Consider the following 25,511-nt stretch of genomic DNA (forward strand, 5'->3'; position numbering starts at 1 on the left):
GAATAGAATATGGCAAAATATGACGGTCTATTAGGACAACCAGTATTAGAAGTGGAAGAGCCAGATAAAGAAGGAGGAATAACCTTTATCTTTAAAGACAACAGATTTTTGTTTATCAAAGTAGTTGATGGAAAAATTGAGACAGTATCAATTCCAGAATAGGTGAGATGAATGGAAAAATTTGACGCAATAAAAATGATTGAACTTGTAAAAGTAGAAGACCCAAATTCGGAAGGAGGAATAACCTTGACTTTTCAAGAGAATAAAATTTTAAAAATTAAAGTTGTTGATGGAAAACTAGTATCAGAATTTATCTGAACTAATTTTTCACGTGTTTTTCAAAAAATCCAATTGCTAATTCTTGTACTTCAGATTGAATTGATCCAGGTCTTTCACTTCTAATTTTCTCTATTGCCGAATCAGCGGAAAATTTTTTGTATTTCACAAGATAACATGCCAAAATCGTTCCTGCCCTACCCATTCCAGCAGCACAATGAACCATTACTGATTGATTATTTTTTATTTGTTCTTGGATAAAGTCTACAGCTAGTTCAATTTTCTCCATATCAGGAGCAGTGAGATCTGGTGTTGGTACATGGAGATAATCAATGTCTTTTGTCCAATTTTCAGGAAGAGAATTTTCAGTCATTGTAACAATGGAACTTACCCCTTGATTTCTGATCCAAGTGAATTCATCAAATGTAGTAGGAATTCCTGAACCTGCTAATTTTTCTTCAATAACCCAAGAAAAGTTTGTAGGTTTTTTTGTTATTTTTCCGTGAACTTTTCTCCATAAATTTCCTGGCTTACTCATAAAAAATATTGAGATAAGCTATATTTTTAGCATTACGAATTGCTAATTACAGAATGCAACTGCTCTAACTGGAGAACCCGTTGCATCTTTTAGTTTAAGAGGAAGAATTGAAAAATCAAAAGTTAGTGAATTAATTTTATCTAAATTTATCAAGTTCTCTACAATCAAAATATTGTTTTGAGACAACTCATTATGAACTCTAAATGAGATATCTTTTCCTAGATCTATGCTTGGTGAATCTATACCAACCAGATTAATTTTTTTTGAAGCTAAATACTTTGCAGCAGATACTGACAAGCCTGGATTTTCTTTAAAATAATTTTTTTTTTGTAAGTTTTTTATCCATCCGGAAATAAAGAATACAGAAGAGTTGCTTGGAATAATCCCATGGTTCTTTTCAAATAAGAGAATGTCTGATTTTGTTATCGCTGTGTTTTTTGGTTTATGTATTTTAACAAGTATACCTTTTCCAATTAGTCTATCAAGTGGAATTTGATTAATTTTTAACCCATTCCTAACAAAATGAAATGGAGCATCAATATGAGTTCCAGTATGAGAGCTAAAAAATAACAATTCCATATTGTAACCATCTTCTTTAATGTTTGACCAAGAGATTAACTGTGTTTTTGGAGAATCTGGAAAAGATGGAGTACTCCCAGATATGGTTAGAGTGAGATCTATTGAATGCATACTAGTAACATCTGATAGTAATTAATCAATTTTGAACTATGAAAAGTTAAATACTAATTCATTAAAAAACTCGTGTGCCAACTGCATATGTTTTATTAAATTCTGATTTGGGATCAGATGAGTCGATAATTACAGAGGTAAAACAGATTCTAGATAAAGAGAAAATCACTTATGAAGTTCAAGGAGTTTATGGCGTATATGATATTGTACTAAAACTATCATCTGATGATGCAGAGAAATTACGTGCTATTATTACCAACAATGTTAGAAAGATCAGCAAGGTTCAATCAACTTTAACAATGATGGTAATAGAAGAGCAAGAAAATCTATAGCTTCTTAATTTCGTTAATTACTTGAAAGATTTCGGATTCTGTGTTAAAGAAATGAGGAGAGGCTCGTACAAGTTTTGTTTTGAAAATTTCTCTTACTGCTAAAATAATATTTTTTTCTTCAAGTTTGTCAACAATTTGTTGAGGATCATATCCCTTTAGATTAAAAGAGACTATACTAGTCCTCTTGTTTGGATTATCTGGTCCATACAAAATTATTTTAGGTATTTTAGATAATTCTTCTCTAAAAAGATTTGACAAATGTTGGTTTTTCTTTCTTATGTTATTCATACCAAAATTAATTAAATATTTTATAGAGGATTCTAATCCGATCATTCCAACATAATTTCGAAATCCAGTTTGAAACTTGTCCGGTAATTCTTTAAATGCTAAATTTGTGTCATCATAAATGATTGCAGATTCTCCTCCGATTGTAGACGGTTCTAAGAGTTCGCTAGACTTCCTATTACAATAAAATAAACCAGTACCCATAGGACCACACAGCCATTTAGAACCGTTAAACGACATAAAATTACAGTTAATTTTTGACATGTCAATATCGCCTATACATCCAATGGTTTGTGCGGCATCAATAAAAAATGGAATTTTGTCTTTAAGGATTTTAGAAATTGATTCAACAGGCATTATTGAGCCAGTGTTATACAATGCATGACTGATTGATACCAATCTAGTGTTAGTGTCAATAAAAGATTCTAGATCATCTGTTTTAAAAAATCCGTCTTTATCAATAGGTAAACTTTTGATCAAGGTTTTATTCTTAAGTTTTAACCATGGATAAAAATTTGAATGGTGTTCATGTGTCATACCACGAATAATAATATTCGAATTTTTTTCAAAAGACAATCCATTTGCAACAATATTAATTCCATCAGTGGTGCTTTGAGTAAGAACAATTTCATCAGGCTGACAAGAGATAAGTTTTGCAACTAGTTTTCTTATATCTCTAAGCTTTTCAACAATAAGATTTTCAGATTCTTTAGAATCAGGACCCATAGAATTGTACCGTAATAAAAAATCACTCATGTCTTTAATGCTTTGATAAGGCATGAGTGATACAGATGCATTATTGAGGTAAATCTTTTTTGAGGTAGGAAAATCTGATGAGATATCTTTTGACGCTAAATTCATTATTATATACGTAAAAAGCTATATTGACGTTGGATAAAAGTTCTGAGCTGATTTTAGATAATAACCTAATAAACATACGTGAAGAATTCAAGAAACAAATTCAAAATACAATATTATGTTCAGAACCATTTTACAAAGTAGAATTTTTGAATAAATTAATCAATTCTGTAGGGGATATTGTGATTGTAATAGATCTGGATTTACTTTTGACTGGATATGTAAACTCTGGAATCATTAAGAAAAAAGGCAACATTACAATTCTTAATCCCAATGAAGGAAACTTAAAACGAGGAATATCAGATATATTAGCCAAAATATCCTTAAAAAAAAGTTTAGTAATAATTGACTCCCTAAATGGGTTTTACAATATTCTAAACGATAAATATGATTCTGCAAAATTCATTAATTCTTGTATAATGTTACTTGCGTCAATTGCAAAAAAAACAGGTTCAACAATCATAGTAACATCAACAGCGAGAAGAAAAGACAACGATACTTGGGTTACTACACCGGGAGGAAAAAAATTTGTAGGAATAAAAGAATCAGGGTTATTTTTGCTTAATAAAATTGAAAATAAACTATTGATTACTAATATTGATGAAAAGAACAGAATTTTAAAAAAATATCAGATCTAAGCAACTATCGAGAAATCAACCTCTAAGCGATCAAATTGTGAAACGGCGTTATAAAATTCGAAACGGCGTTATAAGCTCATAATTCTAGGCAAATTATATTAAGATCGAATTTGGATTTAATTTTGTTATGCCAGTAGGAATTATTCCAGACATCAGCGAACAAATGTGTATTGGATGTGCACTATGTGTAGAAATCTGTACAACATTAGGTCCAGATGTCCTTAGAGTAAAACCAGTTGAAGGCTGGAAGAGAGGTAAAGCATTTGTCTTTTACCCAGAGAGATGTATTTCTGATGGTGCATGCATTGGTGTATGCCCAACAAAAGCAATCTTTTGGATGAGACCAATGGACTTTACTGTTGGACAACCAGTTCCACTCTACAAGAACTCAGTCTTCGTAAAAGGTTGGACCGAATTAATCGATTAGATTAGTTCAATCATTTTTTTAATTTCTTTTTATTATTTTAGATTTTTACTGCTCCAGGCCTGCCTTCATTTACAGATGGTTTTTTCTTTAACCAGAGTAAAGCCCCAATAAACATCACTGCAGGAATTAAGATAATGAATAGCATTAATTCGTAGTAAAGCGTAAGTCTTTGAGCTGGCTTAGTATGGTATACTTCATGAGTAGTTTTTTCAGGATTATCATATACTACAGCAGTAAAGTCGACCGATCTTTGTTCACTGTTTTGGACATCGCCAAATACAGTTACACTTTCTTCTGCTAAAATTGACGGTGATTGAATTCCCTCAATTCTAATTATAATAGAACCCGATTCGCTGAAAATAAAATTCCGATAATCGCCACCAATTTGACTTAGACCTTCATCGTGAAAAATTTCAACACCATTTTGGAATATAATGAAATTGTACTTCATTTCTGCAAGATTAGAGTTTGTTTGTGGATCATAGAACTGATATACAAACTGTATTTTCTCATGAGTTTTGATAACTTGTGGATCCCAAGTTAGATTAACTTCAATATTTTGATCTGGGGTATATACTAAAAGAGGAAATTCTATTTTTTTACCAGTTGCATCATGTGGATAATCTGGGATTTTTTTTTCAACAATTACAACCCCTTCCATCCATGGGTGAATTGTACAATAATAGGAAAAAGTTCCAGACTCTTCAAAAGTAAATGTCCATGATTCTCCAGGCCTAAAACTTCCACTATCAAAGTAGTCATCAGGGGTGCCAAAATTATCACTCATCCATCCAAACCTACCTGAACCTTCTCCACTAGTAACAGTGTGACCTTCCTTATCGTCATTATACCAGGTGATGGTATCACCAACAGAGATGTACATTTGTGGTGGATTATACCATATTTCAGCAGGAGTGTTTAGTTCAGGATTATAAGCCCCAAATGGAATATCAACAATGTATTCTTCACCATATACACTTTCTACGGATATCAAAATACTCAGCAATAAAAATAGAATAATGAAATGCATATGAACAAGGAATAAAATTTTATAATTAAATGGATGATATTATTCTCAACTTTGAATGAGGTCTCAATAGAGTGTTTTAAGAAAAAACGCAGAAAATTACTAGAAGCCTTGATATTCAGATAAAATGGATGAGAATTAGATTGGAGATTTCATTTAATCTTGATAAAAAGCTGATTTTTTTAGTAATGTTAGTATCTGTGATTGCACTTTCAATTATAGGATATCTCAGCTTTAATTATGCAGATCAAATTTTAATACAGAGGGCGGGAGAGCAGCTTTTAGGAGAATCAACAGTAAGGGGAGAAACATTAAGATTACTTTTTGAGGCAAGGATTGAGCAAAACAATATTCTTGCCAATGATCCTATGATACAACAATTAATTTTAAAAATTAACGAAACTCCAGAAGAGGAACAAAGAGAAAGTACAGAAGTGAACAGAAGGGATTTTCTCATCCAGGTACAGGCATTTCAAGAATTGATCGGATTTTCGATTGGATTTGAAGATGTAAAAATAATTGGTGCCAACGGGAAGCCGTTTTTTTCTCTTAGTGGATTCAAAAATGAAAACTACATAAATGATCCATTGTTTCAAAGGGGATTACAGGGATCATTCATAGAATTTGAATCAGGGGGTTCAGGCAAAAAAATGATTGTGGTTTCACCAGTATTTGCTGAAGACGATAAAAAAGAAGAAGAACCAATTGGAGTAATAATTTCAAGAATGAGAACAGCAGCTATAGACAATATTTTACTAAATAGAAGTGGATTAGGCGAAACTGGTGAAGTGTATATTGTTAACGACAAATTGTTAATGTTATCAGATTCAAGATTTATGAAAGATGCAATATTCCAGCAAGAAGTTGATACTGTAGCTGTGCAAAAATGTTTTGACGAAGGAAAAGATTATCATGGATTTTATGATGGATATCGTAACTCCCCAATTTATGGATCATCATATTGTGCACCTGATTTAGAAATTGTCTTGCTAGCAGAAATCGATAAAGCCGAAGTTGAAAAGCCAATGGAAACTTTGCGAGAAAGAATACTGTACACAGGATTAGCAATTACAATGGGCATGGGGTTTGTAGCTTTTGTAATATCAAAATCTCTTTCTAGACCTATTATTAAATTAAAAAATGCAGCAAATAATATTTCAAGTGGAAATTTTGAAGTTAGAACAAACATCAATACACGTGATGAAATTGGAGAGCTTTCACATGCGTTTGACTCTATGGCACAAAAGCTGCAAGACTCGTTAATAGAGATAAAGGAGCAGGAAGATGTAATCAAACAACAAGAAGATATTTTATTACAATTTTCAGATCATAGCGAGAAATATGGTGTTGGAATGATTGACATTATGAATTCGACAAAAATTTGTGCAAACTTGACAGATTCTGAAACAAGTGAATTTTACAAGATCTTTTTGAATTCTATTGGAGCCATAATCAAAAAATTTGAAGGCATCATAGTAAAAAATATTGGAGATGCATTACTTTTCTATTTTGTTGTTGATGACATAAAAGAACAAATTGGTTTAAAAAAATGTCTTGATTGTTGTTTGGCCTTAGGTGATGCTCATGAGGATATTGTTAAAAAATTGGAAGAGCAGAATCTTCCACTTTTAGACTATAGGATAAGCGCAACATATGGAATTGTCAGAATAGCTAAAACCTCAACATCTTCAGTCAATGATATTTTTGGAACTACTGTTAACAGATGCGCAAAAATCAATCGAGGTGCACCTGCAAACGGAGTGATTATCGGACAAGACTTTTACGATACGATCAAGGATTTAGATGATTATTCTTTTAAGAGAATAGAAAGCGAGATGATTTCTCCTGAGCATGGTTATGCGGGATACGTAGTTTCAAGAAATATTCAAAAAGACTAGTCTCTAGAAAAACCAAATCTAGATACCCAGCCTGTTTTTTGTTTCTTAGGTGATTTTTTTGATAAATTGTTTAACATATCATAGGTAACGGTAAAACCATTGCCTACCATGGTAGCATCTTTTCCATAACTTTCTTTGTTGGCTACAAATTCATCTGAAAGATCTTTAATTTTTTTTGTTTTAACATCGAACAGTCGGATTTGTTTTCCATTTTCTAGTTTGATAATGGCATCTCCACTTAAACCCTGAATTGAAAATTTCTCAAAGAATCTAATTGAACCTCCTTCTTTTAATTCAATAACAGAATCATAGGTTAATTTTCCTCCATAAAATAAAATTTCACGAGCAGATATTCTCACGTCATCTTCAACATTAAGTACAATCACAGTATCAGCATCAAGTGAAACAGTGTTTGCTACATTTTCGGCAATAATTTTCCCATTTGGAGCTGAGACGGATGTTCTGTGTTCTTGGATTTGAAAAACTCCAACTCTTCCTTCAGGATCTTCAACTCGAAATTTTCTTCCAAAAATATTTCCAACCACTACATCCCCGTTGTCTACAAGAATTTTTGCTCCATTTTCAATTTTGTATTTATTTTCGATTGGATTAATGAACTTAAAGTCTCCTTTAGTCAAGTGTATGTTTGTTCTGAATTCTTCAGTCCAAGATGGACTAGTAATACTGCCTTGCATAATAATTGGTCCATCATAAGATAAGCTTCCTGCCATGAAATTGCCTTTGATAGATAATGCACCATTTGCTTTTCGTTCAAGTTCAATTTCACCCAAAGTTTTTGAACCAAAAAGTCGCGTAGCAGTTGAATTAGTTCTATTCAATGCTGCTGCCCACTCTTCAGCAGTTTTCATTTCTTTGTAAAGCTGTTGGCCTAAGATCTGATTTTTCTTTCTAACATCTGCTTCGCTATCTCCACTGTAGACTCTGGAATTTTTTATTTTCTCTATGTTTGTTTCAGGATATTTTTTTCCAATTTTTAGATCTTCGTAGGCTTGCTTAATTTTGATAAATTGCTCGTTTTCTCCACCACGATCAGCATGATACTGAAGAGCAAGGCGTCTAAATGCATCTCTGATTTCTTTCTCAGTTGAACCTTCAACTATACCCAAAATATCATAATTACTTTCAACCATTTTAACCCAACAAGATTAACTTTCGAAGTCCTATACTTGTAGGTTATCACTACTAGTGTTGTAAAATTATAGTCATTTTATAATCAATGTCAGTATTCTGTTTTTTCATAAAAGTAATGTGTTTGTTTTTTGTTCTATTCAAAGATTGATCATAGGTTTTGGAAATTAAAAATAATTAATTTTTTTTAGATTTGATTAATGCAATCACTGCAATAGCAATTCCAATTAATCCAATTCCCACACCTAAATATCCAATATTCATTTGTTGATTTGTTTGTTCCAGATCATTTACTGATTCTTTTAGATCATTAATATCTTCAATCAATGTAGTGTGACCATCAATTATTTGAGTTAAAGTAAGATCAGAAGGTTCTGGAAATTCTATGTATGAACGTTCATCTACCTTTGGAGGATGCATCGATAGGCTAATTGGTGTATCCTCAATAGTTCCAATTACGTTAGCTTGATAGAATCCAGAGACAGTAGGATTGACAAAGGCATAATATTTTCCTGGAATATTGTGATCAGGAGACAACGGTAGTGTAATATTATTTTCCTTGTATACTAATTGTATTTTAATGGCTTTTTTTAAACCGGAAATCCCATTCTCAAATTTTTGATCCTTTAACTCAACACCAGGTTTTAGTGGACTAACATAGAATTCAATAGCGTTAGTCTCTCCGGATACAACGGGTTCATTCATCCAACCAATTTCTACTCTGTATTCTCCAACAGAATCAACTGTATGACCATAAGCAATTCCAAATGTGGTTGGAATAATCAATGACAATAAAATCAAAATTTTAAATTTCAATAATTAAAAAATCAAATATTATTTTAAAAAGGTTCTACTTAATTTCAAATAATTAAATCCAATCTTTATATTTTTTTGATGCTTGTACCACACTAGGCATCTGCATACATTGATACTTCCCATGCAGTAGGAGTTTGGGCAAAGGCAGTATACTCCTTGTATTTTAGTTCAGAATATGTGTCAAGAAAATCCTTTGTAAATACTTCTTCAAGAAATTTTGAATCACTTTTCAGTGAATCAAGTGCTCCCTTTAACGAGACAGGTAATGATCCAATTTTATATTCATGTTTTTTTTCTGAAGAAAGTTTGTAGACGTTTTCTTCAATAGGGTCACCAGGATCAATTTTATTTTTTATTCCATCTAATCCTGCAAGTAATAAAGCGGCTTCTAAAAGGTATATGTTTGCAGTAGGATCTGGTACACGATATTCTATTCTCTTACTCTTTTCTTGGTTTCGATTATACATTGGAACCCTTATTGCAGCCGATCTGTTTCCTAATCCCCAACAGACATTAACCGGAGCCTCAAAACCAGGCACCAAACGTTTGTAAGAATTAGTGGTAGGATTCGAAATTGCACACAGTGCAGATGCATGAGACAGGATTCCTCCAATATAATATCGTCCAATTTGACTCATTTGTGCTAGTTCATCATTTACATCATACATTACATTGGTGTCATTATTCCATAAGCTCTGATGTGTATGCATGGCAGATGCATTATCACCAAAAATTGGTTTTGGCATAAAGGTAGCTACTTTATTTTTCCTTTTTGCTTTGACCTTAACTAGGTTCTTAACAGCAATTACATCATCTGCCATTGAAATCATTTCATCATAAACTAAATTGATTTCACATTGACCAGAAGTTGCAACTTCATGATGTTCTGCTTCAATTTTTATTCCAAAATAATTATACAAATCATCACAAACATCTTTTCTAAATCCTTCAAGAGTATCTTTGGGTTGTGATGGATAATATCCTTCTTTGATATCGATTGCAGTACTTACATTTCCTTTGGCCCAAGGGGATTCTTTAGATTCGATAGAATAACCAGAGCCTCCATACGAATGAGTAGCAGCATAAGGAGAAGGATAAACATTAATCGTATCAAATACAAAAAACTCTATTTCTGGTCCCCAGTTAGTATGAGTAAGACCAAATTCTTTGAGTTTTTTAGATGCTTTATGCGCAATTCCTCTTGAATCACGATTATATCTAGATTGACTGTTTGTATTGCCCTCGTAGAGATCACAAAATATTCTTGCGTTTTTTCGGTTACCTGGATCATAATCATTTGGGAGAATTTTAAATGAATTAGGATCAGGCATTAAAATCATATCTGAGTTGTTTACAGATTTGAATCCTACGATGGAACTAGCATCTAATTTTTCTAGTCCATTTACAAAACTGTTTTCATCAATTGCATAACTGGGCATTCCCACATTATGCAATTCTCCAAAAATATCTACAAACCAAAAATCAATAAACGAAATATTTTCTTCTTTAATGGTACTTAGGACCTGATTGGAATTCACTGATATTTTTAATGGATTGATTTACTAATGTTGTTTAGTAAGATAGATTTGTCCTTATTGTCATGTAAATTCTAAAATTTGAATGAGAATATTTTATTTTTTAGACTGTAATCTTGCCATCTCGTCTTCGAAGAAAAATTTGTCTGTAAATGCAGGTTTCAAGTCATCTAACCAAATTGCATTTTCGTCATATTTTGCAAAGAATGGAGTTTCTACCCATGCTGGATTTCTACCTTGTAGAAATCTTAGAACTATTAGTTTTTCATTATTAATGGTGGTAGTTCCCATAACGTGAACTTTTCCTGGAGTTGCAGACATGCTGGGTCCACGAACAGTACGTGCAAGTCCACTGACTTTTGAATATGCTTCCTTGAAAATATTAGCAGCTCTTACTAATGGAACACCAAAATAATGTTGAGCTCCTGTATCTCTAACAACGAACATGTAGTATGGTATACATCCAAGTTGGACCTGTTTATTCCACATTTGGGCCCACATTGATGCATCATCATTGATATGTGCCAAAAGTGGAGATTGGGTTCTGATCTCTGCACCAGTTTCTCTAACAGCTTTTATTGCTTGTTTGACAGATAGTGTTGATAGTTCATTCAAATGATTAAAGTGAGCCATAAATGCAAGATGCAATCCATTATCTGTTACCTTTCTGAAGACGTCTAACATTTCTAGTGAGTCAGAATCTGTCAAAAATTTGTATGGCCAGTATGACAAAGATTTTGTTCCAATTCTAATTGTTTTCAGATTAGGGAGATTTGACTCAATAAGGAGATCAATATATTTTGCAAATACTTTTGACTTCATAATCATTGGGTCACCTCCAGTAAATAGAATATCAGTAATCTCTGGATGTTCTTGAACATACTGAACCAATTGCTCACCTTCTTGCATTGCAAATTTCATCTCATCCATTCCTACAAATTGTGGCCATCTGAAACAAAAGCTGCAGTATGCATGACAAGTTTGGCTTTGACTAGGGAAGAAAAGACATGTCTCTTTGTATTTATGTTGCATTCCATATAATTTGGTCCCATCTTTTAGAGTAGGAACATTGAGTTCCATTTGTCCTGCGGGATGGGGGTTTAGTTGCAGACGTATTTCGTTTGCAACCGAAGCGATTTCTTTTTTATCAAAATTTTGTTTTAGGGCAAATTCCATTTTTTCATAGTGCTCTGATTTTAGCATTCCCTTTTGTGGAAAAGTCAGAACATACATTGGATCATTAGGTATGTTATTCCAATCGATTAGATGTTCAACAACATAGTTATTTGCTTTAAATGGTAAAACATTTCCAACTACTTCCATTTCAAATCGTGTCTCTTCAGAAAGGTTTTGGATCTGTGGCAGTTGACGAAAATTTGAGAGTGTATATGATTTTAGAGTGGGTGAATCATCCCAGATTGATTCTTGTTGAGCCATTTACTTATTAGTACATCACCCTTGTTAAAGGTTACATGCTTCATATTTACATAAATTTCAAATTTTCCTGTTAAATTTGCAAAAAAATTGATTCTAATTTCAATAAACTCTGACCATATGTCTTAACGTTTGTATTCTAGGAGAGGAATTTAATTAGAATAGTGATGAATATTGGCAGAAGAAGAACTATCACAAATCTCAGTTGGAGAATTTGAGACTGTTTCACAACTATTAGCATCATCAGAATCGCTTCAAATTGCTTTTTTTATGATGGTCATTGGGATTATTGCAATTGCAATTGGATACAAGAAATTCTCATCTTGGGTAGGTTCACAAGAATTCTATTATAAACGACCACATTTTGCCAGATTCTTACGAAGAGCAGTATTGCCATTTTTTGCAATTGCGTTAATTACTACAATCAATGTTTACATTCAAACCGGAGTTCTTTTTGACGAAGAATTATCTCTAGATGCTGAAACATCAGCACAAGAACAATTTGCAAAAATTCTCAATACATTCAACATTTTAGTAATTGGTTACACAATATCACATCTTATTCCCATTATACTTACTAAACGAGAAAAATCAATTTTAGAAAAAGATGATTTTGATTCTTGGTTTGAAATGAGAGGATTTAGCGATGATAAAGATAAATTTTTTCACACATTATACAAGTGGGTTCCTCCAAAAATTGTTCCAGAAGACATAGAAGAAGAAGAATTTAATAATTTAATTAAAACAAAAGAAGGATTACAATATCTAGAAAATTTCCGGACTACAAAAGGAAATCCAATCGGGGGATATGAAAAATTAATAGATAAACCATTTGAAGAATGGAAGAAATCAGAACGCAAGAAATATGACAAATATTTCCAAAATTGTGTTACAGGAAATAACCAATCAGGTAGAAAATTAAATCCGGGTGCAAAACCTGATGAAATTTTCCCAATAGATGTGTGGAGAGAAGAAAAAAGGCAACAAGGATATGATCCGATAATTCCAAGCTCTCGTCCTCCAGGATATGCTAAAAAGAAAAGAGAAGGACTGCCAAAATCTGCAAAACAAGTTCTTCCACTAGGAATTTTTTTGGCAACAATTTTAGCTACACTAGCTTGGTGGGGAGTAGACTTGATTGTACTTGCAACAGCAACAGGAGGATTTTCAATAGGATTAGGTTTGGCTTTACAAGAAACTATGCAAAATTATTTTGCATACATTATGATTCGAAAAGACAAAATTTTCATTGAAGGAGACAGGGTTCAACTTGAGACAGGATACAATGGCTATGTACACAAAATTACGCCTAGAGTCACATATATCAGAGATGCATTGCATGAGTCAATAGCAGTTATTCCAACTAGACAATTGGTAAATGCCCAAATTGTAAATTACTCCAAGGAAAACAAATTAGTCCCTGCAATTGTTAAGGTGGGGGTTTCTTATTTGAATAATCCCAGACAAGTTGCATCAATTTTGGTAAAGGTAGGCAAACGAGGAATGAAAGAGATTGTGGATATCAAGGGAAGACATTTGGTTAGACAAAATAGATGCCCATATCTTGACAAAAACAAACCTAGCTGTGGTTGTGATAAGGAACTTCATGTGGAGGTCACACAGCCTGTTGTTAGATTTAATGAGTTTAATGACTCGTCACTTGATTTTTCAATGTGGCTTTATGTAAGAGATTATGGTGCTCAATTCAAAACAAAAACAGATCTAAGAATGATAATGTATGAAGAATTTAAGAAATACGATATAAGAATTCCATGGCCAATTAGAACAATCTATCAAGGAGATGAAAAGAAGGAGTTTGAGGAGATTAGTAAGTTAGATTCAGATAGAGATCAAGTTATTGATAAATTTGGACTTGGAGATATTGGACGTGGAGAAGGAGACGAATAGTTTCATTTTTCTCAAAACTTAAGAATCCCATTAAATCTCATTTTCTTGTTGAATAAAATTTCAATAATTGCTGGAAATTCCTCAGAGGATCTTGCAAAGAAATTATGTAAAAGACTAAAGGCTAACTTTGTCAAATCAGAAGTAAGGGTTTTTCCTGACGGAGAAAGTAAAATAACACTACAAGGAAACTTGTCAAAAACCAAGACGATTGTTGTACATTCAATCCATCCACCTGTTGACACAAGTCTTGTTCATACCTTATCACTAATTTCAAAAGCAAAAGAAAAGTCATCAGATATTACTGCAGTAATTCCATACATGGGATATGCAAGACAAGACAGAGAATTCTTAACAGGAGAGATTATCACTATGAAGGTTTTAGGTAAATTATTCAAAGGTGTAGGAGTATCAAAAATTATTGTTGTAGATATTCATAGTATATTAGGACTCAGACATTTTTCTATCAAGACAAAAAATATCACAGCTATTCCGGATCTTGTCCAATATTTTAAAAAATTGAGCCTAAAAAATCCTTTAGTAGTGTCACCGGACCAAGGTGGAAAACAGCGAGCAAAAGAATTTGCTGAGATATACGGTGTAGACTATATAGCATTAGAAAAATCTAGAAATCGAAAAACAGGAAAAGTCAAAATCGAAACAATAAACGTAGATGAAGTAGAACAAAGAGACATTATTTTAGTAGATGATATGATAAGTACGGGAGGCAGCATAATTAAAGCAACGCAATTTCTTAAAAAACATAATTGTAAAAGAGTATTTGTGGCTTGTACACACGGCCTTTTGATAGATGATGCTGAAAAGAAGATCAAAAAGGCAGGAGTAACAAAGATAATCAGTACAAATACTATTCCAGGCAAAACATCTTTGGTGGACATATCAGAATCAATTTCAAAAGAATTGAAATAATGCCAGAAGGTTTTTTTGTTGTATCAAAAAATTATTTGGACCTTGCCATTGATGAGTTAATTGCAATTGCAAAAATGTATGACAAGTTTTGCAAAATAAAAATTATTTCTAACATAGTAATCATACAATCAAAAACAAATTGGGAAAAGATAGCAGAGAGAGCTACATTTGTAAAAATAGCAGGACAATTATTAAGAAAAATGTCAGGGCTATTTTTAGATGAAGAGAACTTCAAAATTCTAAGTAGGACAAATACATACGTTTGTAGAACAATAAATCTATCATCTCAAAATATTGACGTTACAGAATTAGAAAAAACAATGGGGGATATTATTTCCAAATTTACTCATGCAAAAGTAGAGTTAGAAGATCCAGAAATTACAATATATCTTATCTTTACGGATAAAGAGAATTTTTTTGGATTATCAAAAAAAATGAAATTACAAAAAAGACCTCTTAAAATCAAAAACCATCCTCATGAATTGGATTGGAAGCTTACAAGAGCAATGATTAATTTGACAGGATTAAAAAAAGGAGAGACTATTTGTGATCCTTTTTGCGGTTCTGGGACAACCCTGTTAGAGGCAGAATCAATGGGAATTCATGCAATAGGAATAGATTTTGATGAAAAAATGTGTGAAATATCAAGGTTAAATCTTGATACAAATGGGTATAAATCAAAAATTTTAAGATCAGATTTTCAGGAATTATCAAAAATTGGATCACAGTTTGATGGAATAGTGACAGATTTACCATATGGAAGAGCCTCAAAAGTTTCTGATAAACCCGAAAAAATTCTAAAAAAATTTTTTTCAATAATTCCCAAAAGGAAGAAAATAGCTGTTATGTATAAAAAAGAACTAGGTGAGGATTTGAAATTAAATGGAATAAAAAAGTACGAGATCTATAGGCATAAAAGCTTGACTAGGACGATTTTGATTAGATGAAGATTGTGTTTTTGGGCACTTCAGCAGCTCAGCCAACTGAAAAGAGAGGATTATCCTGTATTTGTTTAGAAAAGGAAGGAGAAATTCTTATGTTTGATGCAGGAGAGGCTGCACAGATTTCATACATGAAATCAGGTTTAGGATGGAACAAAAAAATGAAATTGTTTGTTACCCATCTTCATGGAGATCACTGTGTTGGAATTCTGGGATTACTGCAAACTATGACCATGAGAAATAGAACAGAACCATTAGAGGTGTTTGGACCAAGTGGAATTGAAGAATTTATTGGAGCTAATATCAAAGTGCTTAATTTTGGGTTATCATTTCCTGTTTTGATTACAACTATTAAAGAAGGTAAGATATTCGAGGATAACACTTTTTCAATTTATGCATGTAAGGCAAACCACTCTATTGTAGCATACTCGTATCTATTTGAAGAGAAAGACAAGCCTGGAAGATTTAGTGTAGAAAATGCAAAAAAGCTTGGAATACCGGAAGGAGAATTATGGAAGGAATTACAAAATGGAAATGAAATAAAAATTAATGACAAGATAATAAATCCAGGCCAAGTACTGGGAGAAAAAAGAGAAGGTAAAAAAATTGGTTTTTCTGGTGACACGATGCCTACAAAGGAATTAGAAAAATTTTTTGAAGGATGTGATTTTTTAGTATTTGATTCAACCTTTCTAGAAGAAGAAAAACAAAAAGCATTGGATACATGTCATTCAACTGCCAAGCAAGCGGCAACTTTAGCAAAAAACTCAAATGTAAAAAATTTGATTTTAACACACTTTTCCGCACGCTACAAAGATGAAACACAGCATTTAGCTGAGGCAGGAAAAGTACACAATTCGGTAATAACTGCCAAAGATCTTTTAGAAATTGAGATATGAAAGATGGTTGAGGACATAAGAGAGAGAATTTGTGATTCCAAGAGAGTCGTGTTTGTGACAGGAGCAGGCATATCTCAAGAAAGCGGTATTCCTACATTTAGAGGAAAAGATGGATTATGGAGAAATCACGATGTAATGAAATTAGCAACCATAGAAGCATTTTATGAGAATCCTAGATTGGTTTGGGAATGGTATAACCAGCGAAGAGAAAATATCTTCAAGGCCCATCCAAACGCAGGTCACAAGGCCATTGCAGAATTGGAGAAATATGTAGATGTTACAATACTAACACAGAATATAGATGGACTACATCAAAGAGCAGGCAACACAAAAGTATTGGAATTACATGGAAGCATTGTAAAGACAAAATGTTCAGTTTGTGATTTTAAAGATGAGATAACCGAGAAATTCTTGGAAATTCCACCCAGGTGCGCTTGTGGAAACATCCTCAGACCGGATGTTGTCTGGTTTGGAGAACCTCTCTCAGAAGATATTTGGAATAATGCCATGTCTATTGCAAGTCAATGTGATTTATTGGTGGTTGTAGGCACATCTCTCGTAGTATCACCTGCAAACAGACTTCCAATATATGCAAAACAAAATAATGCAACATTAATTGAAATTAATCCAAACAATACAGAGATGTCATCTGAAATGGATGCAGTAATTAGAAATTCTAGTGCAACTGCTTTGCCTGAGCTTGCCGCAATCTTTAGAAATAATACAATAGAAAATTAATTTTACGATATATAATAAACAAAAGATTTAGTCTGAATTGATATTCTTAGTTAATTCTTTATTCAAATGATTTTAAAAAATTTTGAATGGGTTCTAGAGGATCAAACTGAGATACTTTTTCATGTATTATTTTTTGAGAGGATTCTTTAACTTCATAAATTTCACTTGTAATTTTATTTTCTACGTTATTAATTCCATTTTCTAAGGTATTGCTTGTCTTATTCACTATTTTATTAGCAGATTCATCAATTCTTTTCTCTGCAAGATCAGTAGCCTGTAAACTCAAATTTTCAACATCGTTTTTTAAAGACTCAACTGCAACTGCCGAAGTAGTAGGAAAGAGATGATTCATTTCTGTAGAAAAAATCATTCCTCCTAAAATCAATATTCCCGCTATGATACCAATCTTAATGAACATTGAATATTTTTTAGAAAAATGCATTTTAAATTCAAACTAAAAAAAATAGTCAGATTTAATTTAATTTTGTTAGCTAAATTTTATGTTTTTATGATATCAACCACTCGACAAGCCGATCAATTTGTTTTGAAGTTAGCACTACCCTAATTGGCCCTAAAGGCGATTCACCTAATTCATCACATATAACGATCTTGTTTACAAATGCAGCCTGCTTGTTAAGATAAAACCAAGTTGAATTATTGTCTAAATTATTTTCAAGATTTCGTTTATAGGCTTTTTGAGATTGCTTTGAATGGATTGCTTCGTAAATTTTTTCCAACGAAGAAATATCTGTGGATTCAGCCTTGAGTGGTGGGTTTTTCGAAGTAAATTTAGAATATGGGAAAATATTCAAAATCGAGATTCTTACTTTTTCTTCATTTTCAGATGGATTTACATTACTAAACATCTCAATTTTACAATCAATGCTAGGGATTCTCATGTTATCCAACTTTGAATAATTTTAAAAGCATTTTCTATTAGCTCTTCTTTTGTCAGACCAGTATTGGATATTGCATCATCAGATAATGCAATTGGATTGCTGATTCCAATTCCCAACTCCCGATTATCGCGTTCTTCAAAATGTTCTTTTGTTTGAGGATCATCTGACCTTCCTCTTTTTTGTAGGAAACCAAACCTTGTATCAGTTGATGCATGAATTGCAAGAAGTTTTACATTACCAAATTTTTTTAGAACTTGAATTTCGTCATCAGATCTGATTCCATCTACAAGTATTACTTTTGCAGTAGAAGATTCTATTTCTGGTTTAATCAACTCTGCAACAGCTCCAGGACCATTTTTTTTCCTAAGATCAAGCATTAGTTTACCAAGATTAGATCTAGATGGTTCTAAGTTTCTCCTTTTAGCTTCCTCTCTAACGGTATTACCCATGTTAATTGTATCAAATCCTTTTGACTTCAATCCTTCAGCTATGGTAGATTTACCTGCTCCTGGCATCCCTGTTAAACATACAATCAACTTATCCAACACATGGAAAAAAGCAAACTATTCTATGAAGGTACCGGAAATTATTATAGAGATATGACAAAATAAATTTCATGCGTGTTTTTGTGGCAATAGAGATTTCTGAAAATAAAATTTGCCAATCGATAAAACAGATGCAATCAAAGATTTCTATTGATGCAAAACCAATCAAAGTTGAAAACTTGCATTTTACTTTGCAATTTTTAGGCGAGATTTCAGAAGAATTATCTCAAAGAGTCATCCTAGCTCTACAAAACATAGAATTTTCGTCGTTTTCTATCAATATGAAGGGACTTGGGGTTTTCCCAAAATCCAAATCCCCCCGAATTATTTGGGTTGGGACAGATGATAATGGTGGTAGAGATTTGACTAATCTTGCAGAGAAAGTCCAAAATGCACTAAAACCTCTCGGTTTGTATGCAGACAAACCCTTCAAACCTCATCTTACAATATTTAGAATTAAAAACAAGGGCAAGGATGTAAAGAAGGAAGTGGAGAAGGAAGCAAAAGCCGAATTTGGAAGACTATATGTTGACCGGATCAAGTTGAAAAAGAGCAAATTATTGCCAAATGGGCCAATTTACTCAGATTTAATGGAGGTTAAGGCAAAAAATTGAAACAGGTTATTTCAAAAATTTCAAAATCGATAATACCTACAAATGCAGAAGTAAAATCTAAAAAAAAAATTTCTGATATTACATTTAGACTAGTCAAAAAGGAAATTGAAAAGTTTCCTGAAGTGATTGGTTTAGAGTTTGGGGGGTCATTTGCAAAAGATACGTGGTTACCAAAAGATGCAGACATCGACATTTTTATCAGATTTAAAAAAAACACTTCCAATAAAAAATTCGAACAAATTTCAAGAACAGTAGGCTTTGAATCGATGAAAAAATTTGAACCTTATGTTAGATATTCTGAACATCCTTATGTAGAAGCTAAAATTGAAAAAACCAAAATCAACATAGTTCCTTTTTATGATGTAGAAAAAGGAGATTGGAAAAGTGCCGCGGATAGATCTCCGCATCATACAAAATTTATGAAAAAATCCTTATCATCAAAAATGAGAAATGATGTTAGAATTCTAAAAACATTTTTGAGAGCAAACAAAATTTATGGAGCGGAAATTGCTAAGCAAGGATTTAGTGGTTACATATCTGAAGTTTTGATATGGCACTTTGGTAGTTTTGAGAACGTAATAAAAGCAATTTCAGAAATAAAAGAGGGACAAATTATTGGGAAAACTTCAAAAAAATTTGAAACACCAATTGTAATTATTGATCCTATTGATAGTGACAGAAATTTAGCGGCGGCAGTTTCTGATGAAAACTTGGGAAAGTTTGTAATTTTAAGTAGAATATTTTTAGAAAAACCGACAGTTGATTTTTTTAAAACAGAAGATACAAGAAAGTCAAAAAATTATTGGGAAAATTTATTGGTAATCAAATTTGCATTTAAAACTCGAAGTCCAGATATAATTTGGGGACAAATTAAAAGATCCACAACATCTTTAGGAACCCAACTTGAATTAAATGGCTTTAAAGTTATTAGAAGTAAAGCACACACCGACGAGAAAGAAAATGTACATTTATTTTTCTTCCTCGAATCAATGACAATACCATTAATATACAAAAAGGAAGGACCGAGTTTTTTCAGGAAAAATGATTCCAACAACTTCATCAAAAAGAACATGGAAAATAACAAAATGGTTTGGGTTGGACAAAATGGAAAAATCAATTCTTTAGAAAAAAGAAAACACACTGATGCGTCAAAATTTATGAAGGAATTTTTAAAAAACAATCTCCACTCTGGCATACCAAGAGGCCTTCAAAAAGATCTGGAGAATGGGTATAAGATTTCAAAAGGAGGAGGAAATTTGAGTAAATCAATTAAGGAGGTAGTAAATGACTTGATTTCATCTGATGAATCCGTCATTTATTTCGATAAAGAAGTTTAATCAGAAACCATATTCAAAAATACTTGGCTATCCAACGGCAACGACTCGTCAACTTAATTCAAGAATTAAAGAACTAGAAAAGTTGGGAATTAAGTCAATTTCACTAACTGGTCCCACTACAATAGGTAAGCTAGCAATATTAGGAAAAGGATACGTAGGTGTCGTAGTTCTTGCAAAAAAAAATAACAAGCAAGTTGCTTTAAAAATTAGAAGAATAGATTCGCAAAGAGATGAGATGAAAAGCGAAGCAATGTTGTTGAAGCTTGCAAACTCTGTTGATGTTGGACCAAAAATGTTTGAAGTTAGTAAGAATTTTCTAGTTATGGAATACCTTGATGGTGTTAAGATAGGCAAATGGGTGGATGGATTACAAGGAAGAGGGAGTGTAAAAAAATTGAAGACTGTAATTAAAAAAATTCTAGAGGATTGTTATAGGTTAGATCAAATAGATCTGGATCATGGGGAATTAAGTAATATCTCAAAACATGTGATTGTTGGAGAAACAAAAAATGCCATTATTGACTTTGAAAGTTCTAGTACAAATAGAAGATCATCTAATATAACTGCGATCACTCAAGCAATTTTCATTGGATCAGGAATTGCAAAAAAAATACAAAAATTATACAAAAACCCAACAAAAGATAAGATAATTGCTTCTTTAAAACAATACAAAAAAGAAAAAACCTTAGAAAATTTTGAAGATATCTTGAAGGTGTTAAAATTATAATAACTGTTTATGGCATTTGGAAGGTTTTTGTTCTTTTAGGCTTTAATTTTGAATCAAATCTGAATCAATTACTATGTCACAATAAATTGAGATTCCATAAGACGTGGAAAAAATTAAGGAAAAATAATAAAACAGACATAATGTCCAAAGAAGTGTGGCCTTAGTTTGTTTTCATGGTGATAATCCTCATGTAATTAACCAAGAAAGAGCTGATTTGGTATTGGGAGTAATTTCTGACTCTGACAATAGGAAAATTATAGGCACGATTAAAGACGAATTTAGAACAGCAAAGGAAATATCGCAGGAGATAGATGTACCCATCACAACAATATACAGAAAGCTTCGTCTACTAGACAAAAAAAATGTGTTGATTTCATCCAGTAAAATTGAACTTGGAAAGAGAGAGTTTACCTACAAAAGTAAAATTCAAAAAGTATCAATTTTGTTTGAAGACAATACACTTGATGTCAAGATCTACACCAACCTGCGAGATTAATTCTATCTAGAATAAAAAATAATTTGCATAAACAAGGTTACATGTAAAACTAGAGATTAAACTCTAATACTAAATTTCAAAAATTAACAAAAAATACATATAATCTAATTTGCATAGTTATCTTAAAAAATGACAATATTGTTTTCAATTTAGAATTATTTTCAGATTAATTCAAATCTGGTTTTTCAAACTCGACGCAAACCATGTTGTTATCTAGATGCTCTACACTAAATTTCAAAGAAAGATGTTCTGCCAAAGATTGGTGTGTCTCTGCCAAAAACTTTGAGAAATTAAGGCATGCACCATGTAAGATGTTGATATTGTATATAGAATCATTGTGAATATACTTAACAGTGCCAAAGCGAGAATCACTTATTTCAATCATTTTCATCAAGTTTTGAAAATCAAATCGATCATAGGAAAGATAAATTAATTCTTGTGGAACCGTACCTCCAACATCTTTGGCTATTTGTTTGATGGTATCATCATCCATTGATCTGAATATTTTCTTTAGGGTACGTTTTGTGAGTGGTACCAGTCCCATGTCCTCATAAAATCGATCTCTTATCAGATATTTTTTAAAAATGCTATTGACATAGGAATTCACACTTATTCCCTTAGAATTTGCCCCTTCAGTCAATCTTTCATATAGAAGAGGATCAATTCGGGAAGAAAGAGTAATTGATGATTTAGAATTTATTTCAGATTTCATTACAAACACCTAGACAGAAAAAGACATTAGGATTGTTTTTCAATAATTTTGAATATCTGGAGAGACGCAACAACATATTATTATCAATCATAGGTTATAGGTGTTCATTTGTGTTTGACAACAAGTCTTGTAGCTACAAGTGAACACATGTAAGTACAACTAGTTTTTATGTATTTATGAACATAATAAGTGATGACAGTAGAATTTGCACAGATAATTAGTACCCTAGACCAACGACCAGAAACAACAGATCCTGTTCCAGTTTTTATGGATCAAAATGATGCAATTGCGGGAATAGAGCATTCAAGTGAGCATCCAGCAGACATCAGAATTACAGAATCAGGAACTTATGTAGTGATTGCTGCACCACAAGTAGGCAGACAATCAGGTACAGCACCAGGAGCAGTAGATTTTTGGTTACGAAAAAATAACCAAGACATTCCAAACTCCACTGTACGTGCCGTAATTAGAGAAAACGACGACAAAGATGTAATAGTCAATCAGACTATGATGCCATTTAATGCAGGTGACGTTATCAATGTCATGATGGCAGTTGAGAGACCAGGAGAAGGATTAGGAATAGAAGCTATTAGAACAGAAGGCAGGCCTCTAATTCCCAGCATAATCTTTTCCATGCACAAGATAAAAGATCATACAGAAGGGCATTGGGTTAGTACCCAAAAGGGTACAAAGAAGGTATGGATAGAGGAATAAATCTATCTTATTTTTTCTTTAATAGAGAATTTTTAAAAAAGAACTAAACTCTAAGTTAAACATTATTTTTTAGAATGACACAAGCATTTACATTTTTTATCATTACATGATTCATGATTATTCATTATGCATTGTGAGCCAAAGTCACGCAAAGGAGTTTGTTTCCATATGGATTCATTTGATTTACTGTTTTCTTCAGCATTATCACTAACGGTAAACATGGTTTGGGTATACCATGACTAAATTTAAGGGAAGCAGTTTAGATTTCAAGATTTATGTGAGTTTTAGTCACAGATGTGTGGAACCGACAGGATTAAGAGGGTTTTGGTGATTATATTGGTACCAATTATGCATGGCTTGCATGCCAAATACTGTTTACCAAGTATTGGTTATTAGGATCAGCCTTATCTTTAACTACCATTTGTATTTCCTGTATTTGTTATATGAAATATTATAAAAAAGAAGTTGTGTTGCTAGCCTAAGATTCCGCTAGCAACAAAGTAGGCACCTGCACCCATTCCCATTACTGTACCAATTGCCATGCAGATAAGATCGAATTTTACGATCTTTTTGAATGGAGCATGAACCATTTTATCCCAGTTTGAGATTTGTTGTGTTTTCATGATACTAGTTACACACAGTTAAACAAAGATTATAGTAAAAACAAATCATTACAGGTAAGCTTGGAAGCTTACCATTCCTCATCATATTGTAAATGTACAGTACATCATGAACACAAAAAGAAGAAGAGTTTAAGAAAGCCTCAGACTATTCAAATTAGTTCTATTCCTTGAGTTTGCTTTCTTTGAAAACATCAGACCCATACCAACAATATCTAAAATAATCAAGACACCATTCATGAAACATCGGATCATCAGAATATAGCATCTCGCTAATGTCTGACTCTCCATTTAACGTAGGAAACATTATGCAGGCCTCCTTTTCGTTTAAGACTACCACCGTTTTGACATTTTTTTCCATCTTTCTTTCAACTAGTCCCTTTTCCATTAACTTGTCAAATCCAAGTTTTTTGAGTAATGTCTTTCGTCCCTTTGGAACAACAGCAGACTCTGAGAAGATGTAATTGAACTTTACACCTTTTTTAACTTGTTTTATAAGGGGTTCAATCAGATCTAGAGGAACTTCAGATAGAATCTCATAAATGTATTCATGAGAATTTTTGTAGATAGATTTCCAGGTCTCTAAAACTTTGGTCACTCCTTTAACATATTGAGAATTTGCAAGCTGTCCACAACGCATTTGAAATTTGTGTGGGATATCCCCAAAATTATGTTCCTCAAAGTATCTTCTGTTTTGTGACAAAAACACTAGTGATGGTACCTGTGTGCATACCACTTGCCCAAATGTGGTAAGAGAATATGTTCCACCAACATTTTTCTTAACCAATCCAACTTTTTCTAGTCTTGAAAAATTTCTATGAACTTCTTGTTTAGTAGAGTCTATGCTTTTTGCAAATGCAGTTGGGGTGTATTGTTTTGTTAGAAGTCCAATCAATATACTCAATCTTTGAGAACTTGCAAGCTCCAAAACGTAATCTGCAGTCTCATCAATCAAGTCACCCATGAAAAATTCATTGTCTTATTTACTAAAAAACCAGCTGGAAATAAGCTAAAACTAATGACAGGGTTTGGGACAAAATATCCCTAGTCAGCTATCTAGCTGACTAGGGTATATCTCTGAAAGTTACGTAACTATACTATGCGAGAACAAACTGTCACCCTAGACAAGTTACAGAACTGTGAGTTTTGTCTCACTAGTTCTCGCTGTATTAAAGGAGGAAAAATAAATTGAGAATAGAGAGTTGTAGAAAGTGTGGTCTAGAATTAAAAAGTAAACAAAATTGTTCTGTATGTAAAAAACCAATAAAATTCGAATGTCAATATTGCATGATAGACTTGGATAAGCAAATTCACTCCATATGCATGTTAGTTGACATGAACAACGGATCAATGATTCCAGAGGTTGCATGATGTCAAGAGACTCTGACCCTTGCCCATCATGTGCAGGAAAGGGTATAGAGTTTCAAGCACAAAGGCCAAAGGTGGGAAAGAGATGCCAATTAGGACAGAAGTTATGTCAATATTGCAATCAGTGGATTATACACGATGAGTGTTTTGTCCTTGCTGCCAA

General features: G+C 32.6%; 30 protein-coding genes. 16 read left to right on the forward strand and 14 right to left on the reverse strand.

Annotated elements, in window-relative coordinates; genetic code table 11:
- Positions 1-9: 9 nt before the first annotated feature.
- Together ACOQN3_RS10215 and ACOQN3_RS10220 are read left to right on the forward strand one after the other, a co-directional pair.
- On the forward strand, positions 10-162 hold the full coding sequence (locus ACOQN3_RS10215; protein WP_420546344.1) for a hypothetical protein: 153 nt from the start codon (positions 10-12) through the stop codon (positions 160-162).
- Between the two features lie 9 nt (positions 163-171).
- Complete coding sequence (locus ACOQN3_RS10220) at positions 172-318, forward strand: hypothetical protein (protein WP_420546345.1); 147 nt, start codon at positions 172-174, stop codon at positions 316-318.
- Position 319: 1 nt separating this feature from the next.
- Here ACOQN3_RS10220 and ACOQN3_RS10225 read toward each other — a convergent pair whose 3' ends face one another.
- Both ACOQN3_RS10225 and ACOQN3_RS10230 read right to left on the reverse strand, forming a co-directional pair.
- Positions 320-814, reverse strand: coding sequence for a dual specificity protein phosphatase 23 (locus ACOQN3_RS10225; protein ID WP_420546346.1), 495 nt, complete (start codon positions 812-814; stop codon positions 320-322).
- Between the two features lie 42 nt (positions 815-856).
- Positions 857-1,504: a cyclase family protein gene (locus ACOQN3_RS10230; RefSeq protein WP_420546347.1), complete on the reverse strand. Its 648-nt coding sequence runs from the start codon at positions 1,502-1,504 to the stop codon at positions 857-859.
- A 74-nt stretch (positions 1,505-1,578) separates the two neighbouring features.
- On the opposite strand from ACOQN3_RS10230, the gene ACOQN3_RS10235 reads away from it, so the two are divergent.
- Positions 1,579-1,836, forward strand: a complete 258-nt coding sequence (locus tag ACOQN3_RS10235; RefSeq protein WP_420546348.1) for an Lrp/AsnC ligand binding domain-containing protein — start codon at positions 1,579-1,581, stop codon at positions 1,834-1,836.
- Here ACOQN3_RS10235 and ACOQN3_RS10240 read toward each other — a convergent pair.
- Positions 1,831-2,982 (reverse strand): aminotransferase class V-fold PLP-dependent enzyme, encoded by a 1,152-nt coding sequence (locus tag ACOQN3_RS10240; protein WP_420546349.1) that lies wholly within the window; start codon positions 2,980-2,982, stop codon positions 1,831-1,833. The two genes, ACOQN3_RS10235 and ACOQN3_RS10240, sit on opposite strands and share 6 nt — an antisense overlap.
- 29 nt (positions 2,983-3,011) lie before the next feature.
- On the opposite strand from ACOQN3_RS10240, the gene ACOQN3_RS10245 reads away from it, so the two are divergent.
- Both ACOQN3_RS10245 and ACOQN3_RS10250 read left to right on the forward strand, forming a co-directional pair.
- The gene (locus tag ACOQN3_RS10245) at positions 3,012-3,617 is read left to right on the forward strand and encodes a hypothetical protein (protein WP_420546350.1); all 606 of its coding nucleotides are present in this window, start codon (positions 3,012-3,014) and stop codon (positions 3,615-3,617) included.
- Between the two features lie 127 nt (positions 3,618-3,744).
- Positions 3,745-4,044: an ATP-binding protein gene (locus ACOQN3_RS10250; protein ID WP_007402606.1), complete on the forward strand. Its 300-nt coding sequence runs from the start codon at positions 3,745-3,747 to the stop codon at positions 4,042-4,044.
- Between the two features lie 37 nt (positions 4,045-4,081).
- On the opposite strand, the gene ACOQN3_RS10255 is transcribed toward ACOQN3_RS10250, so the two are convergent.
- Entirely contained in the window at positions 4,082-5,074 is a 993-nt protein-coding gene (locus ACOQN3_RS10255; RefSeq protein ID WP_420546351.1) for a cupredoxin domain-containing protein, read from the reverse strand.
- Between the two features lie 185 nt (positions 5,075-5,259).
- On the opposite strand from ACOQN3_RS10255, the gene ACOQN3_RS10260 reads away from it, so the two are divergent.
- On the forward strand, positions 5,260-6,969 hold the full coding sequence (locus ACOQN3_RS10260) for a HAMP domain-containing protein (protein ID WP_420546352.1): 1,710 nt from the start codon (positions 5,260-5,262) through the stop codon (positions 6,967-6,969).
- Here ACOQN3_RS10260 and ACOQN3_RS10265 read toward each other — a convergent pair.
- The 4 genes from ACOQN3_RS10265 to ACOQN3_RS10280 all read right to left on the reverse strand — a co-directional run bounded on the left by ACOQN3_RS10265 (position 6,966) and on the right by ACOQN3_RS10280 (position 11,906).
- Positions 6,966-8,120, reverse strand: coding sequence for a J domain-containing protein (locus ACOQN3_RS10265; protein WP_420546353.1), 1,155 nt, complete (start codon positions 8,118-8,120; stop codon positions 6,966-6,968). The genes ACOQN3_RS10260 and ACOQN3_RS10265 overlap by 4 nt on opposite strands.
- A gap of 175 nt (positions 8,121-8,295) precedes the next feature.
- Entirely contained in the window at positions 8,296-8,934 is a 639-nt protein-coding gene (locus ACOQN3_RS10270) for a hypothetical protein (protein WP_420546354.1), read from the reverse strand.
- A gap of 92 nt (positions 8,935-9,026) precedes the next feature.
- Positions 9,027-10,472, reverse strand: a complete 1,446-nt coding sequence (gene glnA / locus ACOQN3_RS10275) for a type I glutamate--ammonia ligase (protein ID WP_420546355.1) — start codon at positions 10,470-10,472, stop codon at positions 9,027-9,029.
- A 93-nt stretch (positions 10,473-10,565) separates the two neighbouring features.
- On the reverse strand, positions 10,566-11,906 hold the full coding sequence (locus ACOQN3_RS10280; protein WP_420546356.1) for a KamA family radical SAM protein: 1,341 nt from the start codon (positions 11,904-11,906) through the stop codon (positions 10,566-10,568).
- 171 nt (positions 11,907-12,077) lie between these two features.
- Here ACOQN3_RS10280 and ACOQN3_RS10285 point away from each other — a divergent pair, with 171 nt between their 5' ends.
- Genes ACOQN3_RS10285 through ACOQN3_RS10305 form a run of 5 tightly spaced genes read left to right on the forward strand, consistent with a single transcriptional unit; the run spans position 12,078 to position 17,316 of the window.
- Entirely contained in the window at positions 12,078-13,811 is a 1,734-nt protein-coding gene (locus tag ACOQN3_RS10285) for a mechanosensitive ion channel family protein (RefSeq protein ID WP_420546357.1), read from the forward strand.
- A gap of 48 nt (positions 13,812-13,859) precedes the next feature.
- Positions 13,860-14,738 carry a ribose-phosphate diphosphokinase gene (locus ACOQN3_RS10290; RefSeq protein ID WP_420546358.1) on the forward strand — a complete coding sequence of 293 codons (879 nt, stop codon included), beginning with the start codon at positions 13,860-13,862 and terminating at the stop codon, positions 14,736-14,738.
- On the forward strand, positions 14,738-15,685 hold the full coding sequence (locus ACOQN3_RS10295; RefSeq protein ID WP_420546359.1) for a TRM11 family SAM-dependent methyltransferase: 948 nt from the start codon (positions 14,738-14,740) through the stop codon (positions 15,683-15,685). The genes ACOQN3_RS10290 and ACOQN3_RS10295 overlap by 1 nt, the downstream gene beginning before the upstream one ends.
- Complete coding sequence (rnz, locus tag ACOQN3_RS10300; protein ID WP_420546360.1) at positions 15,682-16,578, forward strand: ribonuclease Z; 897 nt, start codon at positions 15,682-15,684, stop codon at positions 16,576-16,578. The genes ACOQN3_RS10295 and rnz overlap by 4 nt, the downstream gene beginning before the upstream one ends.
- Before the next feature lie 3 nt (positions 16,579-16,581).
- Positions 16,582-17,316: an SIR2 family NAD-dependent protein deacylase gene (locus ACOQN3_RS10305; protein ID WP_420546361.1), complete on the forward strand. Its 735-nt coding sequence runs from the start codon at positions 16,582-16,584 to the stop codon at positions 17,314-17,316.
- A gap of 58 nt (positions 17,317-17,374) precedes the next feature.
- Here ACOQN3_RS10305 and ACOQN3_RS10310 read toward each other — a convergent pair whose 3' ends face one another.
- From ACOQN3_RS10310 to ACOQN3_RS10320, 3 genes are all read right to left on the reverse strand, one after another.
- Entirely contained in the window at positions 17,375-17,701 is a 327-nt protein-coding gene (locus tag ACOQN3_RS10310) for a hypothetical protein (RefSeq protein WP_420546362.1), read from the reverse strand.
- 121 nt (positions 17,702-17,822) lie between these two features.
- Complete coding sequence (locus tag ACOQN3_RS10315; RefSeq protein WP_420546363.1) at positions 17,823-18,215, reverse strand: RNA-binding domain-containing protein; 393 nt, start codon at positions 18,213-18,215, stop codon at positions 17,823-17,825.
- Positions 18,212-18,760: an AAA family ATPase gene (locus tag ACOQN3_RS10320; protein ID WP_420546364.1), complete on the reverse strand. Its 549-nt coding sequence runs from the start codon at positions 18,758-18,760 to the stop codon at positions 18,212-18,214. The genes ACOQN3_RS10315 and ACOQN3_RS10320 overlap by 4 nt, the downstream gene beginning before the upstream one ends.
- 83 nt (positions 18,761-18,843) lie before the next feature.
- On the opposite strand from ACOQN3_RS10320, the gene thpR reads away from it, so the two are divergent.
- The 4 genes from thpR (at position 18,844) to ACOQN3_RS10340 (ending at position 21,934) form a co-directional block, all read left to right on the forward strand.
- Positions 18,844-19,374 (forward strand): RNA 2',3'-cyclic phosphodiesterase, encoded by a 531-nt coding sequence (gene thpR / locus ACOQN3_RS10325; protein WP_420546365.1) that lies wholly within the window; start codon positions 18,844-18,846, stop codon positions 19,372-19,374.
- Positions 19,371-20,711 carry a CCA tRNA nucleotidyltransferase gene (cca, locus tag ACOQN3_RS10330; protein WP_420546366.1) on the forward strand — a complete coding sequence of 447 codons (1,341 nt, stop codon included), beginning with the start codon at positions 19,371-19,373 and terminating at the stop codon, positions 20,709-20,711. Before thpR ends, cca begins: the two co-directional genes overlap by 4 nt.
- Entirely contained in the window at positions 20,677-21,438 is a 762-nt protein-coding gene (locus tag ACOQN3_RS10335; protein WP_420546367.1) for a serine/threonine protein kinase, read from the forward strand. Before cca ends, ACOQN3_RS10335 begins: the two co-directional genes overlap by 35 nt.
- Positions 21,439-21,592: 154 nt before the next feature.
- Positions 21,593-21,934 (forward strand): ArsR family transcriptional regulator, encoded by a 342-nt coding sequence (locus tag ACOQN3_RS10340; RefSeq protein ID WP_420546368.1) that lies wholly within the window; start codon positions 21,593-21,595, stop codon positions 21,932-21,934.
- A gap of 166 nt (positions 21,935-22,100) precedes the next feature.
- Here the strand turns inward: ACOQN3_RS10340 and ACOQN3_RS10345 are convergent, their stop codons facing one another.
- On the reverse strand, positions 22,101-22,646 hold the full coding sequence (locus ACOQN3_RS10345; protein ID WP_420546369.1) for a hypothetical protein: 546 nt from the start codon (positions 22,644-22,646) through the stop codon (positions 22,101-22,103).
- 192 nt (positions 22,647-22,838) lie between these two features.
- Here ACOQN3_RS10345 and ACOQN3_RS10350 point away from each other — a divergent pair, with 192 nt between their 5' ends.
- Positions 22,839-23,360 (forward strand): hypothetical protein, encoded by a 522-nt coding sequence (locus ACOQN3_RS10350; protein ID WP_420546370.1) that lies wholly within the window; start codon positions 22,839-22,841, stop codon positions 23,358-23,360.
- Between the two features lie 473 nt (positions 23,361-23,833).
- Here ACOQN3_RS10350 and ACOQN3_RS10355 read toward each other — a convergent pair whose 3' ends face one another.
- Positions 23,834-23,983, reverse strand: coding sequence for a hypothetical protein (locus ACOQN3_RS10355; RefSeq protein WP_420546371.1), 150 nt, complete (start codon positions 23,981-23,983; stop codon positions 23,834-23,836).
- Between the two features lie 160 nt (positions 23,984-24,143).
- Positions 24,144-24,944 carry a helix-turn-helix transcriptional regulator gene (locus ACOQN3_RS10360; protein WP_420546372.1) on the reverse strand — a complete coding sequence of 267 codons (801 nt, stop codon included), beginning with the start codon at positions 24,942-24,944 and terminating at the stop codon, positions 24,144-24,146.
- Between the last annotated feature and the right edge of the window lie 567 nt (positions 24,945-25,511).

The organism is Candidatus Nitrosopumilus sp., assembly GCF_965223225.1.
GTDB lineage: Archaea > Thermoproteota > Nitrososphaeria > Nitrososphaerales > Nitrosopumilaceae > Nitrosopumilus.

What these genes read in the sequence shown, in the direction of transcription:
- ACOQN3_RS10350 (WP_420546370.1), top strand. Translation starts at nt 22,839, where the DNA reads ATGACAGTAGAATTTGCACAGATAATTAGTACCCTAGACCAACGACCA.
- ACOQN3_RS10230 (WP_420546347.1), bottom strand. Translation starts at nt 1,504, where the DNA reads ATGCATTCAATAGATCTCACTCTAACCATATCTGGGAGTACTCCATCT.
- ACOQN3_RS10280 (WP_420546356.1), bottom strand. Translation starts at nt 11,906, where the DNA reads ATGGCTCAACAAGAATCAATCTGGGATGATTCACCCACTCTAAAATCA.
- ACOQN3_RS10345 (WP_420546369.1), bottom strand. Translation starts at nt 22,646, where the DNA reads ATGAAATCTGAAATAAATTCTAAATCATCAATTACTCTTTCTTCCCGA.
- ACOQN3_RS10260 (WP_420546352.1), top strand. Translation starts at nt 5,260, where the DNA reads ATGTTAGTATCTGTGATTGCACTTTCAATTATAGGATATCTCAGCTTT.
- rnz (WP_420546360.1), top strand. Translation starts at nt 15,682, where the DNA reads ATGAAGATTGTGTTTTTGGGCACTTCAGCAGCTCAGCCAACTGAAAAG.
- ACOQN3_RS10315 (WP_420546363.1), bottom strand. Translation starts at nt 18,215, where the DNA reads ATGAGAATCCCTAGCATTGATTGTAAAATTGAGATGTTTAGTAATGTA.
- ACOQN3_RS10215 (WP_420546344.1), top strand. Translation starts at nt 10, where the DNA reads ATGGCAAAATATGACGGTCTATTAGGACAACCAGTATTAGAAGTGGAA.
- ACOQN3_RS10305 (WP_420546361.1), top strand. Translation starts at nt 16,582, where the DNA reads ATGGTTGAGGACATAAGAGAGAGAATTTGTGATTCCAAGAGAGTCGTG.
- ACOQN3_RS10295 (WP_420546359.1), top strand. Translation starts at nt 14,738, where the DNA reads ATGCCAGAAGGTTTTTTTGTTGTATCAAAAAATTATTTGGACCTTGCC.
- ACOQN3_RS10240 (WP_420546349.1), bottom strand. Translation starts at nt 2,982, where the DNA reads ATGAATTTAGCGTCAAAAGATATCTCATCAGATTTTCCTACCTCAAAA.
- ACOQN3_RS10250 (WP_007402606.1), top strand. Translation starts at nt 3,745, where the DNA reads ATGCCAGTAGGAATTATTCCAGACATCAGCGAACAAATGTGTATTGGA.
- ACOQN3_RS10255 (WP_420546351.1), bottom strand. Translation starts at nt 5,074, where the DNA reads ATGCATTTCATTATTCTATTTTTATTGCTGAGTATTTTGATATCCGTA.
- ACOQN3_RS10225 (WP_420546346.1), bottom strand. Translation starts at nt 814, where the DNA reads ATGAGTAAGCCAGGAAATTTATGGAGAAAAGTTCACGGAAAAATAACA.
- ACOQN3_RS10220 (WP_420546345.1), top strand. Translation starts at nt 172, where the DNA reads ATGGAAAAATTTGACGCAATAAAAATGATTGAACTTGTAAAAGTAGAA.
- ACOQN3_RS10265 (WP_420546353.1), bottom strand. Translation starts at nt 8,120, where the DNA reads ATGGTTGAAAGTAATTATGATATTTTGGGTATAGTTGAAGGTTCAACT.
- ACOQN3_RS10335 (WP_420546367.1), top strand. Translation starts at nt 20,677, where the DNA reads ATGAATCCGTCATTTATTTCGATAAAGAAGTTTAATCAGAAACCATAT.
- ACOQN3_RS10360 (WP_420546372.1), bottom strand. Translation starts at nt 24,944, where the DNA reads ATGGGTGACTTGATTGATGAGACTGCAGATTACGTTTTGGAGCTTGCA.
- ACOQN3_RS10355 (WP_420546371.1), bottom strand. Translation starts at nt 23,983, where the DNA reads ATGAAAACACAACAAATCTCAAACTGGGATAAAATGGTTCATGCTCCA.